Genomic DNA, 12244 nt, shown 5'->3' on the forward strand with positions numbered 1-12244 from the left:
GCTACCGCCCACTCAGCCAGGTGTCGAAGAACTGCAGTCGCGCCGAGGCCTCGAACTTCAGATCCTGCACGTTGCCGCCGGCACCGATGGCCTGCGACAGTTCGACCGTCGGAATCCACAGACCCGAATCCAGTACCGCCTGCTGCGCGGTGCGGATGAGGGCGTTGCGTGCGGCGGCGTCGCCGGTGCTCAACTGTCCGTCGAGTGCGTCGTCCAGCGTCGGGATACGCTCGCGCACATTGAGATTGCGACTGTCCACGCTGAATGCGGTGCGCAGGATGTCGCCGTCGGCGCGGGTGCTGTTGTAATAGACACTGTCGTAGTCCTTGGCGTTCTGCCGCGCGGTGTACTCCGCGACCGCAACCAGATCCAGCCGCAGTTCGACGCCGATCTGGCGCAGCTGTTGCTGCACCAGTTCGAGGATCGCCTGATTGCCCGCGAACACCTGGCTGAACAGGACCGAGAAGGTCAGCCGCTCACCGTTCTTCACGCGAATGCCGTCGCCGCCCGGTGTCCAGCCCGCCTGCTCGAGGATGCTGCGTGCCTTGGCTTGGTCGAAGGGCAGTGTGGCCGACAGATCCTGATAGCCCGGCGTGGTGCTGGCCAGCGAGCTCGTCGCGGTCTTGAATTGCGGGCCGAGCACGGTGTCGATGAGCTGCTTGCGGTCGATGGCAGGCAGCAGCGCCTGGCGGACCGCGGGATCGCGCAGTGGCCCGCGGGTGACATTGGGCTGGAAGCCGAACGGCACGCCCGGGTTCGCGGTGCTCAGCACCCGCCCGCCGGTCGCCTCGATCTGGGGTGCGTCCTGCGGCAGGGCGTCGCTGATGGCATCGAGTTGATTGGAGCCGAGACTTCCGGTGCGGACTCCGGACTCGGGGACGACGGTGAACTCGATCTTGTCGAGGTAGGCCTCGCCGCGGTGCGCGAACACCGCCGAACCCCAGTGGTATCCGGCGCGTTTGGCCAGCGTCGCCGAGGCATCCTGCCGGTAGTTCGCGTAGGTGAACGGGCCGCTGCCGACGTTGTCGCCCGCGCAGCGTTGTTCGGCGGGTTTCGCGGTGGTGACGTCGGCGAGGATGCCGAGCTGCGCGGTCGAGGTGGCCTGCAGGAATTGGGCATTCGGTTTGCTGAACTCCACGCGGGCGGTCAGCTTGTCCACCGGAGTGGTCGCAACATAGTTGGTGAGATAGCTCGCGCCGAGCGGCGCCTTCGCCGCGCCCAGCTCGAGGACCGAGTCGAAGGTCTTCTGCACCGATTCCGCGGTCAGCGGCGTGCCGTCGCTGAAGGTGACGCCGTCGAAGAGGTGGAAGGTGAAGACCTTCGCGTCGGGGGTGACCTCCCAGCTCTGCGCAAGCCAGGGCTTCAGTTCACCGGTCTTCGGATCCTGATCGGTCAGCGAATCCACGATCTGACGGCTGACATACAGCGTCTGATTGGTGCCCGACTGTGCGGGGTCCGAGCAGGTCGGCGCCACCGACAGGCCGTAGCGCAGCGTGCCACCCGGCTTGGGCGGGCCCGCGTCCGCGCCGGTCCCTGCCGAATCACTGCCGCAGGCGGCGAGGCTCGCGGCCGCAGTGACGGCTGCGGCCACGGCCGCGATTCGATAGCGGGGTCGGATCACTGTGGTACTCCAGATGTTTCGGTGCGGACGAGGTCGCCCTGGGAATCGAGGTCGTAGTCGGTGGTGGGTCGAACGGGATGGTCGGTGGCCGAGTGCACGGCCAATGGCCTGCTCTGAATCCGCCTGCGCAGTTCCGGGGCAACTGCGGACTGGAACAACTCGAGGCTGTCGCGGTGCGCAATTGCGGTGCGTCCGTCGCGATCCGCGGCCAAGTGGGTCACCTCGTGGCCGAAGTGCTCATGCTGACGGCTGACCTTGTCGATCACCTGCTCCGGGCTGCCGACCAACGCCGAGCTGCGGGCGAGGAAGTCGTCGAGGGTCTCGAACACCACCGGCAACCCGAGCTTGCGGGCCAGCGCGAGTCGCGCCTCGAAGATCGGCCGGAACACCTCCGCGGCCTCCTGCGAGGTCCTGGCCACGTGGAATCCGGCGGTACCCGCGCCGACCATGGCATCGGCGGGGTCGTGCCCGTAGAACTCCCACCGCTCCCGGTAGTGGCGCACCAGCTCGGCATACGGCTCGATGGGATTGGTGACGTTCGCCGAGAACAGCGGATCACCGTGGCGCGCGGCCAGTTCCACCGAGTCGCGACTCGTCGCGCTGCCGTGCCAGATGCGGATGCGCGGCTGCCATGGCCGTGGCAGCGCCTTGGCCGCGCGGAGTTCGGGCCGGAACCGGCCGGACCATGTCACGCTGTCGCTGGCCCAGAGCTCCCGGAACAGCTCGTAGCCTTCACGATTGCGGTCCCACTGATCGTCGGTGGTGACGTGGAACAGCTCCGCCTGCGCACTGCCGTTGCCCTTGCCGATGATCAGTTCGAGTCTGCCGCCGGAGAGATTGTCCAGCGTCGAGTAGTCCTCGAAGGCGCGCACCGGATCCAGCAGGCTCAGCGTGGTGACCGCGGTGAACAACGAGATGCGCGAGGTGACCGCGGCGATGTGGCTCAGGATCACCGGCGGTGCGGCCGACAGGAACGGATCCTCGTGCCGCTCACCGACGGCGAACCCGTCGTAGCCGAGCTCTTCGGCGATGCCCGCCTGCTCGATGACATTGCGCAGGCGCTCCCTGGTGCCGGGCAGCCGTCCGGTTATCGGGTCCGGAACCCGGGTGACCAGGGTGAAAAGCAGGAACTTCATGCGTGGGCTCCTACCGGGTCGGAGGCGGGATGTGGGGCGGGCAGGTACTTCTCGAAGGGATGCGGGCCGATCTCTTCCGACGGGATGTCCGGGTCGTAGAGCGCGGTGTAACCGTGGGCCAGATACAGGGCGACGGCCTCGGGCTGGCGCGGACCCGTGGTCAGGTAGATGCGGCGGTAGCTACGCCGTGCGATCTCGGTCTCCAGCTGTTCGAGCACGAAGAGCCCGAGTCCCTGCCTGCGGTGCTCACGTGCGGTCCAGATGCGTTTCAGCTCGGCGGTGTCGTCGTCGTAGCGTCGGAAAGCGCCACCTGCCACGGGTTCGCCGTCGCGGGTGACGACCAGCAGCGCACCGTCCGGCGCCGCGAACTCCGCGGCCGGATAGTCGCGCAGCGAGTCGTGCACCGCACCGACGGTCCGGCCGTAGCGCCTGCTGTATTCGACGGCGAGCTCTGCGAGCAGGGGCGTGGCCAACGGATCGTCCTGGGCGACCGCGTGCACGCACAGCTCGGGTCGTGTTGCCGGGGAAAGTCGCCGATTCGAGGAAAGTCGCTGTGTCATCGGGCTGTCACGACTTCTTCGGCAGGCCGGGCGGGTTGATCCGCGAGCTGGTCACCGTTTCGGTCTTCAGCCCCCACCGGTCGATGACCTGCTGGTAGGTGCCCGACCGGATGGCGTGGTCGATGGCCTTGTGCACCGCGCCGATCAGCCCGTTGTCCTTCTTGGTGAGCACGCCGATCTCGCCCTGGAGTGCCTCGCCCGCGCCGGAGAAGGTGGCCACAATCTTGGTCTGATCCGCGGTTGCCGCGTGGTAGATCGCGGTGGGGTTGGGTCCGATGTAGCCGTCGAGGCGATGCGAGGCGAGCGCCAGATAGTAGTCGCTGGTCTTGTCGAAGTAGGCGATGTCGATGGCGGGTAGTTTGTCGGCGGCGTTCTGCTCGTTCCACTTCACCAGCAGCTGTTCCTGGTTGGTGCCGGTGCCGACGCCGATGCGCTTGCCTGCCAGGCTCTTACGGTCCCGGTAGTCGAGCGTGCTGTCCTTGGGGATCTCGAGTGCGACGTTGTCGGTGCGGTAGGTGGCGAAGTCGTACTTCTCTTTGCGTTCCTCGGTGACGGTGACATTGCCGATGAACGCGTCCACCTCGCCGGAATCCACCCGGACGAAGTTCTGTGTCCAATCTGCCACCGTCGCTTCGAGTTTCAGTCCGAGGATGTCGGCGATCAGGGTGGCGAAGTCGATCTCGGAACCCACCACGGTCTTGTCGTCGGTGGCGTAGAAGCGCAGTGGAGGTGCGGTGCCGGACGCGCCGGTCACCACCAGGGTGCCGCGGTCGCGAATGGATCGGGGCACCTCGGCGGCAATGGCGTCGACCTTGGCTGTGTGCACCCGGCCCGACTGGGCGGGGGAGAGGTCGAAGGCGACCGTGCCCGCAGGCGCGACGACGGTATCCTCGTCGGGATCGGTGCCGCAGCCGGAGACCAGCACTGCAACCGTGGCGGCGACGCCGACCAGGGCGGAGAACTTCATCGAATACCTGTTCATCAGGGGAGCGCGCATCGTGCGCTCAGCGGACTCGGGACAGAAATGCGCGGGTGCGCGGATGTTCGGGGTTGTCGAGAACCGCGGCGGGTGCGCCCTGCTCGACGATCGCGCCCGCATCGAGGAACACGACAGTGTCGGCTACCTCGCGGGCGAAACCGATCTCGTGGGTGACGATGACCAGCGCGGTGCCGCCGTCGGCAAGTCCGCGGATCACGTCGAGAACCTCGCCGACCAGCTCGGGGTCCAGCGCGGAGGTGGGTTCGTCGAAGAGGATCACCGGCGGTCGCAGCGCCAACGCCCGTGCGATCGCCACCCGTTGCTGCTGTCCGCCGGACAGCCGCCGCGGGTAGACATCGGCGAGCTCGCCGATGCCGACGCGGTCCAGCAGCGCCTTCGCCTCGCGCTCGACCTCCTGACGCGGGCGGCCCTGCGCGGAAATCGGCGCGAGCGTGACGTTGTCGAGCACTGTCAGATGCGGGAAGAGATTGAATTGCTGGAACACGAAACCGATGTGCGAGCGCTGCTTGCGGACCTCGCGGTCGGACAGTGCGTGCAGAGTGTTGCGGCGCTGCCGATATCCGATCAGCTCGCCGTCGATGTGTACGGTGCCCGCCACTAGCGGCTCCAGATGGTTGATCACCCGCAGCAGCGTCGATTTGCCGGAACCGGAGGGGCCGATCACGGCGACCACTTCGCCCCTGGCGACGGTCAGATCGATGCCGCGAAGCACCTCGTGTGCGCCGTACGATTTGCGCACGCCACGAACCTCGACGGCGGGAGCCGCTTCGGTGCGCTGCTCCACTGTGTCGAGTGCCCCGGCGCTCATCGGGTCGCTCCACGCGGTGCGGCCGAACCGATGTCGGCAACCTCGCGCAGCCGCTGCCAGGCCCGCTGCCACGGTGTCGGCGGCGGTGTGCGCTGCGCGCCCTTGGCGTAGTGACGTTCGATGTAGAACTGCGCCACCGACAGGATCGTGGTCAGGATGATGTACCAGACCGTGGCGACCATCAGCAGCGGCACCACTCGGCCATTGCGGCCGTAGACCACCTGGACCTGGTAGAAGAGTTCGGCGATCGCCATCACCGACACGATCGAGGTGCCCTTGAACAGGCTGATGACCTCATTGGTCGCGTTCGGCAGGATGGAGCGCATCGCTTGGGGAACGACGATGGTGCGGAACTGGCGCAGCCGCGGAATACCGAGCGCCGCCGCCGCTTCCAGCTGGCCGGGATCGACCGAGATGAAACCGGCGCGGATGATCTCGGCCGAGTACGCCGCCTGGTGCAGTGCCAACCCGATCACCGCCGCGCTGAACCCGCTGATCACGCCGTTCACCTCGAAGGTCAGGAATGAAGGGCCGAACGGGATTCCGAGGGACAGGGTGTTGTACAGGTAGGCGAGGTTGAACCAGAACAGCAGCTGCACGATCAACGGAATCGATCGGAACGCCCAGATATAGACCCACGAGATCACCCGCAGCACGGGATTGTTCGACAGTCGTGCGATCGCGAGCACGGTACCGATCAGGAACCCGAGCGCCGTGCCCCACAGCGTGAGCTCCAGCGTGACCCGCAGCGCCGACAGCACCGACTTCGCGGTGAAGTACTTCGCGAACGTGGACCAATCCCAGCCGGGATTGGTCACCAAACCATGGACGAACTGTGCAAGCAGCACCAGCGCCACCGCACTGATCACCCACCGCCACGGATGCCGCGTCGGAGCAACCTTCAGCGCGGGCGTGCTGCGTGCGGCTGCCACGTTCTCGGTCGCGGTGGTTGCGGGCACACCGATGGCGGCGGTGGATTGTCCAGCGGAGGTCGTCGCACCCGCGTTGGGCGGATGGGCGATGCCACGGGACTCGACGGTGCCGGAAGTGGCGGATTCGCCGGAGGCCGGGGTGGCGGCCTCGCCGGGTGCAGCCGTTGTGCCGGGCGCGTCGGGGGAGCCGGGTGCACCGCCGACGGCGGCGGCTGGGCCGAAGACGGCTGCGCCGGATGCGATGGACGCACTCATATCGAGGTCCTTCGAAGAAACGAACGAGACCGGCCCCTCATCAGGCGGTCACATCACCCGGCCAGTGACGGGTGCTCAATCTGGCGGTGCGGTCAGTCGCGACAGCTCGCGGCGGTGATGTGGCACTGGTCGACATGGCGACGGGCCCAGCGGTTGACGCATTGCTCGGTGATCATTTCGGTTCCTCCATCGTTCCCGGCGGAAGCACCCGCACCCGGCGAGCGGGGGGTTGCTGCGACGTCGACGAGCCAGGTCTCTCGGTCGCTCTGGATGGTGCGACCCGCGGCGAGCGCGGGCCGTCGAAGGTCTAGCCGAAATAGCATGCGAAGTAAGGGCACTCCAGAACAAGGTTACGAATCAGCGTGAGCGCAGCCCTTGTCCGAGCGTCCGGTGCCCGCGATCATTGAGCCCGTCGTCGCGAGTAGCGCCTACGTTCTGGCCCGAAGCGCAGATCACGGGTGTGCGACGCGCCGGAAAGTTGCTATCTCGAAGAATTCCTGCTGTACGAGTTTGCTGAAGTACCCTGACCTCGATCGTGCCGACGTTGAGGAGGGTCCACAGTGACCGTTGTGCGCCGTCTGACCACGCTTACCGCCATCGCGACCAGTGCTGCCGCGCTGGCCCTTGCCGCCACCGCCTTCGGCGCCCCGGCTGCTCCTGCTCCCGCTGCCCCTGCTGCTCCGGCAGCGTCCGCCGAGCAGCCCGGTCTTGCCCAGACGGTCGCGCCCAACGATCTGGCCGGCACGTACCAGTCGGCAGTCGAGGCGCTGCGCGCCCTCGGCATGGACCCGTTCCTGTACCCGACCGCCGCGGCATTCTGCTCCGACGCCACTACTCTCGGCCTGGTCCCCGCCGTCGCGGGCGCCATCCCGGGCCCGTGGCCCAAGAACGCCATGAAGATCCCCGGCCTGGACCTCACCGCCGTCGAAAAGGGCGAGGTCATGTTCACTTTCGTGCCCTATGGTGTCGCCCCCGACACCTCGACCGAGTCGGGCATGCGTGTCGCCTGGGTGAACCTGAAGAACGGGCGCAGCGGCCTCACTTCGATGGGCCCACTCTCCGACATTTTCCGGGCTATGGTCCCGGACCAGGTCCCCGCGGAAGTCCGCCCTCTCGTCGAGCGGGCGATCCAGGACTTCTTCTTCGCCACCCTCCCGGCCGGCGGCATCCGCGCCGTCCCCGTGGACACAGGCTCGGGAACGGTGCTCGCCGCGGTCTTCGGCACCGTCGAAAACGACGGCAACACCTGCTTCTTCCTCCCGACCATCGGCATCACCACGGTCAAATAGCCAGCCCGGCCCGACCCTTTCGGCGGACGGGCCGGGTGGAAGTGATGCAGCCGAGAGGCAGCCAACTCTCTGGGCTCGGTGGGTTCCAGCGGCCGGCTATGCAGGAGCCTCGGAGAATATCCACTGGGCGCGGCTGGTCAGGCAGTGACCGCGCGGTCTTTCCAACGGAGCGTGCCATGCCGATGAGCGCGGCGGGATTCTATCCATAGACCCAGGTATGCGCCGATGGACAGTGGATGAGCAAGGGCTGCAAGGGTATCCGCTGCTGCGATAGGCCAAGGGAGTTCGGTGGAACGGGACAGTAAACGTCCTGCCACGGCGGCGAAGTAGCCGAGCAGACCGGCTTTACGGACCGCGCCGCTGCCCACGACGGCAGCCAGCGGCGGAATCCAATAGCCCAGCGCAGCAATCGCTCCGACGGCCGCTCCGGCCGCTGCGGAGCCGCCGTAGGCCGACCACAGCCAGCGGGTGTAGCCCGCTTCCAGTTCAGCGGCGCCACAGTACATTCTGGTCTCCGCCTGGCGTCCCGCGGCGACCAGCGCGGTGCGGAAGCCATTGCGGCGCAAGACTCGAGCGATATCCAGGTCCTCGGTGGGACTGGCCGCCACCGCGCCATGGCCGCCGACGGCGCGGTAGGCGGCGGTATCGAAGACGAGGAACTGCCCGCAGGCGACCACTGTCGACGGTTTGCTGCTGCGGTTGGCGATCGAAATCGGCAGCGTGGACGCCCACGACCAGCACAGCAGCGGTTGCACCACGGCCTCGGGCACCGATCCGGTTCGCTGTCTCGGCCACGGCGACAGCAGTGCGACACCGCGACGGTGGAATTCGGCTGACGCCGAAGCGATCGCATGCGGTGCCAGCCGGACATCGGCATCGAGAAAGATCACCGTGGGTGCGTCGACGAGCTCGGCCAACCGTGCGCAAGCCGCGGCCTTGCCCGTCCACCCCGGACCGGGCTCGATCTCGTTGCGCAACACCATGAATCGCTCGTCGCCTGCTATCGCGTCGATGGCCGCGGCATAGGTGTCATCGATGGAGGCGTCATCGAGGATCAGCACCCGCAATCGGGGGACCCCGACCTGCGCCCGCAGATCGCCGATCAGCGCGGGTAGCCGCACCGCCTCGTTACGCGCAGGAACGCAGACGGCGATCGGTTCGACGACAGGGGTGGCGACCTCGGGCAGTCTGGGCACGGTCAACCGGTTGTAGAGCGCGATCGCACTGCCGGTCAGCGCAATACCGGTGCCGATACGGGTCAGCGCCAGTGCCGATGGACAGAGATCCGCGTCGGCGGGCCGTCGGGTCACGCGCTCGGTCACTGGCTCAGCGGCGCCGGCGCGGCTGCCACAAGCTGCTGAACGAGAAGCCCTCGGGCGCGCCGGGCGGCGCGGGGTTGCGGTTCATGAAGGCCATCGCGGCGACGATCGCGGCGACCGCAAGGGTGATGCCGCCGACGATGCCCGCCCATCCTGCGAAGGAGCGGGTGTTCGGGTCGGCGTAGCTGACCTCGGCGCGCAACGTGGACACATCACCGGGCGGCAGTTTCCACGACACGGTGGAATCGTCTTCGCGGTTGCCGTTGGTCTTGGCGACGCGCGACGGGAACGCCACCGTGAACTGCACGTCCGAGCCGTGCGGCGGAACGGATTTCAGGTCGACCCTGCCGGTGAGACTGACCAGGTCGCCGGTGCGCTGGAACTGCAGGTTGAACATGCCCTGTGTCTGTTCGGACAGGCCGCCGAGTTGGGAGACCTCACCGAAGGAAAGATCCTCGAAGAACACCTTGCTGCCTACATACCCGTCCTGGTTGTAGGGCTCCACCCGAACCTTCGCCGCCAGTGAGTCGGGCGACTTCAGCTGCGGGCCCTTGTCGTTGGGGTCGACCGGGACGACCGCGGCGACGATCCGTCCCGATACCCGGTCATTGGACGACACGCCCATCGATACCTGCACGCGCAGGCAGCCGGCGAGCACGGGCACCAGTAATGCCGCCAGCAGAACTGCCGCCGCGACCCTGACCCCTAAGCGGGGCGAGCGCGGCGACGGTAGAACCTGAGCATCTAGCGGCGTGGTGAGAGGACTCGGCTGCACGGGTCACATCGTGCCAGGCCATCGGTTCAGATGGCCACGCGACGGGCGGAACCGTCCCCGTTGTGTCGCCCTCGGGACCGACGCAGCCGCACTACCAGCGGTACTCCGAGAATCCCGAGCCCGATCCCGCCGTAACAGGCCGAGGTGGGCAGCCCCAAGAACACCGCGTGTGCGAGTGCGGACCCGAGCCAGGTCCACAGGAAAACAACGACCGGGACCGCGATGGTCGACCGCGACGGCCGCAGGTCGCGCGCGGTGCGTTCCCAACCGGTCAGCGCCAGGGCCATCAGCAGCGCCACCGCGAACCAGCCCAGATAATTGGTATACGGAATCCCGGCGAGCCCTGGCAGCCCCGAATCGCCATCGCACCAGCTCCACTGCCCATCGGCGACCATCTGTGGATCCAGAAACAGGTCCCACCCCACCGCACCCACAGCCGTCAACCCGATCCGGCCGACCGCCCGGCGCGTCAAGAAACCGGCCACCACCCAGACCGGATACAGCCCGCCGGTCCACGCCAGCGCCACCACCAGCGGCACCCCGGCCACGGCAGGACCGAGCCTGCCGTCCGCGTAGTCGTAACAGCCGAACGGGAAACCCGTTGCGGTGCCGATGATCTCGGCAACCAGCCCCGACCCCGACACGATGACCAGAAATCCGGCGGCATATCTCGGTCCTCGAGTCATCCCGGCATGGACCAGCGCGGTGGCCGCCGAAAGCAACACCACCACGACGGTCACCTGATCGCGGCCGACCCCCGAGGTCAGCGGATAGGCGATCTGCGCGAGGACCAACAGCATCGCCGAGAGCGCGGGTATCAGGTCTCGCGGCCGTGGTGCAACAGCGGTCGCGTCAGCGGATCCCGTCGTCGCGAGTTGCCGCAGGAGCGTCGCGGCATAACGCCGCACTCTGCCCGGACCGCCTGGATCGGCCACTGGTCGACGCGCCGCATTCTGCCGAGTGGGGTCGGTCATCGTCTACGTAGTCGAGGGAATCGATTCCGGCGCTGGTCGCGCAGGACCAGCTGCGCGGCGCTGCGCCCGCTCGCCCCGGAAACACCGCCGCCGGGATGGGTCGATGCGCCGGTCAGATACAGCCCCGGCGCGTCCGGCACCCTTTGCCCCGAGAGCTCGGGCAGTGGTCGCCACAGCATCATTTGATCCAGCGACATTTCGATGTGCATCACATTGCCGCCGCGCAGGCCCATCTCGCGCTCGAGGTCGACCGGAGTCTGCACATGGCGTCGCAGCACCGAGTCGGCGAAACCCGGTGCGTAGGAATCGACTTCGGCGATGATGCGGTCGGCCTCGTGGTCGGCGTGCTGGGACCAGTCGGTGCCGTCGGCAAGTTGGTAAGGGTGCCATTGGGCCCACAGCGAAAGCTGGTGTTCCCCGGGGGCGGCGATGGTCGGGTCGAGTGCGCTGAAGCTCATCGCGAGCACGACAGGGCGCGGTGGCAGGTCGCCCGCCAGCGCGGCGCCGTGCGCCCGCCGCAGCTGTCGCCGATCGGACACCAGCAATTGCAGGCCGTGTGCGGACTCTTCGGTCGAGCTGCCGGGATATTTCGGCAGCGATCGAGTCGCCAGCCGCACCACCATGCCGATGCCGGGCCCGACCCGGATGCGGCGCTGCCAGTCCTCGAGCACGGCGGGGTCGTATCCGCCTTCGCGCAGCAGGTCCAGGGTGGTCAGCACATGGGCGCCCGCGATCACGATGTCCGCATGCAGGTTTCGACCGGATGCGGTGCGCACGCGCCAGCCGGCGCCCGCGCGTTCCAGCGCGGTGACGGCATCGCCCGCAGACACGTCGCCGCCGTCGGCACGCAAGCGCGCGACGAGCGCGGCGGACAGCGCACCACTGCCACCGACGGCGCGGCCGGGCGGCACGGTGTGCATGAGCGCGGCGAAGCCGACCATGGGCGCGGTGCCCGGCTCCGACATGGGCGGACCCGACTGCGCACCGAACCAGGCCAGCGACGCTTTGAGCCGCTCGTCGTCGAAGTAACTGTCCAGCAGGGCATCCCCGGTCTGTAGAAACTCCCGCGACAACGCACTGCCGCCGGCACGTGCGTCGAGCCCCCAGAACGAGCGCAGTAACCGGCCCGGCGTGGGGGAGCCGCCGAACGCGCGCATCACCCGTGCGCTGCGCGGCCCCCAGACCTCCACGAAACGTCGGTAGGCGGCAGCGTCGCGCGCACCGCAGGCCGTCGCGATCGAGGCACAGGTTCGATCGAGATCGCGATGGAACACAATCGGTGCGCCGCCGCCCGGATCTGCCGGTGTGAACCCCCACGGGTCGCAATCGATGTACCGCAGCCCGAACCGGGCCAGCTCGAGTTCCTCGATGATCCCGGTGTGGCGCACCATGATGTGCGCGGAGGACCCGCGATCGACCAGATGGCCAGGAAAGCGCTCGACGGTCGACACCGCGCCGCCGAGCACCTCGTCGCGCTCGAGCACCTCGACCCGGTGTCCGGCGCGCGCCAGGTAGCAGGCCGCGACGAGCGCGTTGTGGCCCGACCCGACCACCACAACCGTCACGTGACCCTCA

At 67.8% G+C, this 12244-nt stretch carries 11 protein-coding genes and 1 riboswitch; of the genes, 1 reads left to right on the top strand and 10 read right to left on the bottom strand.

Annotated elements, in window-relative coordinates:
• Position 1: 1 nt before the first annotated feature.
• Genes ACLMAL_RS09025 through ACLMAL_RS09050 form a run of 6 tightly spaced genes read right to left on the bottom strand, consistent with a single transcriptional unit; the run spans position 2 to position 6084 of the window.
• Positions 2-1621, bottom strand: a complete 1620-nt coding sequence (locus ACLMAL_RS09025; RefSeq protein ID WP_411998649.1) for an ABC transporter substrate-binding protein — start codon at positions 1619-1621, stop codon at positions 2-4.
• The gene (locus ACLMAL_RS09030) at positions 1618-2757 is read right to left on the bottom strand and encodes an LLM class flavin-dependent oxidoreductase (protein ID WP_411998650.1); all 1140 of its coding nucleotides are present in this window, start codon (positions 2755-2757) and stop codon (positions 1618-1620) included. Before ACLMAL_RS09030 ends, ACLMAL_RS09025 begins: the two co-directional genes overlap by 4 nt.
• Complete coding sequence (locus ACLMAL_RS09035; protein ID WP_411998651.1) at positions 2754-3317, bottom strand: GNAT family N-acetyltransferase; 564 nt, start codon at positions 3315-3317, stop codon at positions 2754-2756. Before ACLMAL_RS09035 ends, ACLMAL_RS09030 begins: the two co-directional genes overlap by 4 nt.
• 7 nt (positions 3318-3324) lie before the next feature.
• Complete coding sequence (locus ACLMAL_RS09040; RefSeq protein ID WP_411998652.1) at positions 3325-4299, bottom strand: ABC transporter substrate-binding protein; 975 nt, start codon at positions 4297-4299, stop codon at positions 3325-3327.
• Positions 4300-4321: 22 nt separating this feature from the next.
• Positions 4322-5125, bottom strand: coding sequence for an amino acid ABC transporter ATP-binding protein (locus ACLMAL_RS09045; RefSeq protein ID WP_411998653.1), 804 nt, complete (start codon positions 5123-5125; stop codon positions 4322-4324).
• Entirely contained in the window at positions 5122-6084 is a 963-nt protein-coding gene (locus ACLMAL_RS09050; protein ID WP_411998713.1) for an amino acid ABC transporter permease, read from the bottom strand. Before ACLMAL_RS09050 ends, ACLMAL_RS09045 begins: the two co-directional genes overlap by 4 nt.
• Before the next feature lie 411 nt (positions 6085-6495).
• A riboswitch (SAM riboswitch) is annotated at positions 6496-6589 on the bottom strand.
• Between the two features lie 283 nt (positions 6590-6872).
• On the opposite strand from ACLMAL_RS09050, the gene ACLMAL_RS09055 reads away from it, so the two are divergent.
• A complete protein-coding gene (locus ACLMAL_RS09055) occupies positions 6873-7601 on the top strand; it encodes a hypothetical protein (RefSeq protein ID WP_411998654.1) in 729 nt (242 codons plus the stop codon).
• A gap of 137 nt (positions 7602-7738) precedes the next feature.
• Here the strand turns inward: ACLMAL_RS09055 and ACLMAL_RS09060 are convergent, their stop codons facing one another.
• The 4 genes from ACLMAL_RS09060 to ACLMAL_RS09075 all read right to left on the bottom strand — a co-directional run bounded on the left by ACLMAL_RS09060 (position 7739) and on the right by ACLMAL_RS09075 (position 12234).
• A complete protein-coding gene (locus tag ACLMAL_RS09060; RefSeq protein WP_411998655.1) occupies positions 7739-8923 on the bottom strand; it encodes a glycosyltransferase in 1185 nt (394 codons plus the stop codon).
• A gap of 4 nt (positions 8924-8927) precedes the next feature.
• Positions 8928-9695, bottom strand: coding sequence for an LppM family (lipo)protein (locus ACLMAL_RS09065; protein WP_411998656.1), 768 nt, complete (start codon positions 9693-9695; stop codon positions 8928-8930).
• 26 nt (positions 9696-9721) lie between these two features.
• Entirely contained in the window at positions 9722-10495 is a 774-nt protein-coding gene (locus tag ACLMAL_RS09070; protein ID WP_411998714.1) for a carotenoid biosynthesis protein, read from the bottom strand.
• A 170-nt stretch (positions 10496-10665) separates the two neighbouring features.
• Positions 10666-12234 (bottom strand): phytoene desaturase family protein, encoded by a 1569-nt coding sequence (locus ACLMAL_RS09075; protein WP_411998657.1) that lies wholly within the window; start codon positions 12232-12234, stop codon positions 10666-10668.
• Between the last annotated feature and the right edge of the window lie 10 nt (positions 12235-12244).

It is taken from the genome of Nocardia sp. CWNU-33 (assembly GCF_046764895.1).
Classification (GTDB): Bacteria; Actinomycetota; Actinomycetes; order Mycobacteriales; family Mycobacteriaceae; genus Nocardia.

What these genes read in the sequence shown, in the direction of transcription:
- ACLMAL_RS09035 (WP_411998651.1), bottom strand. Translation starts at nt 3,317, where the DNA reads ATGACACAGCGACTTTCCTCGAATCGGCGACTTTCCCCGGCAACACGA.
- ACLMAL_RS09040 (WP_411998652.1), bottom strand. Translation starts at nt 4,299, where the DNA reads ATGAACAGGTATTCGATGAAGTTCTCCGCCCTGGTCGGCGTCGCCGCC.
- ACLMAL_RS09070 (WP_411998714.1), bottom strand. Translation starts at nt 10,495, where the DNA reads ATGCTGTTGGTCCTCGCGCAGATCGCCTATCCGCTGACCTCGGGGGTC.
- ACLMAL_RS09030 (WP_411998650.1), bottom strand. Translation starts at nt 2,757, where the DNA reads ATGAAGTTCCTGCTTTTCACCCTGGTCACCCGGGTTCCGGACCCGATA.
- ACLMAL_RS09045 (WP_411998653.1), bottom strand. Translation starts at nt 5,125, where the DNA reads ATGAGCGCCGGGGCACTCGACACAGTGGAGCAGCGCACCGAAGCGGCT.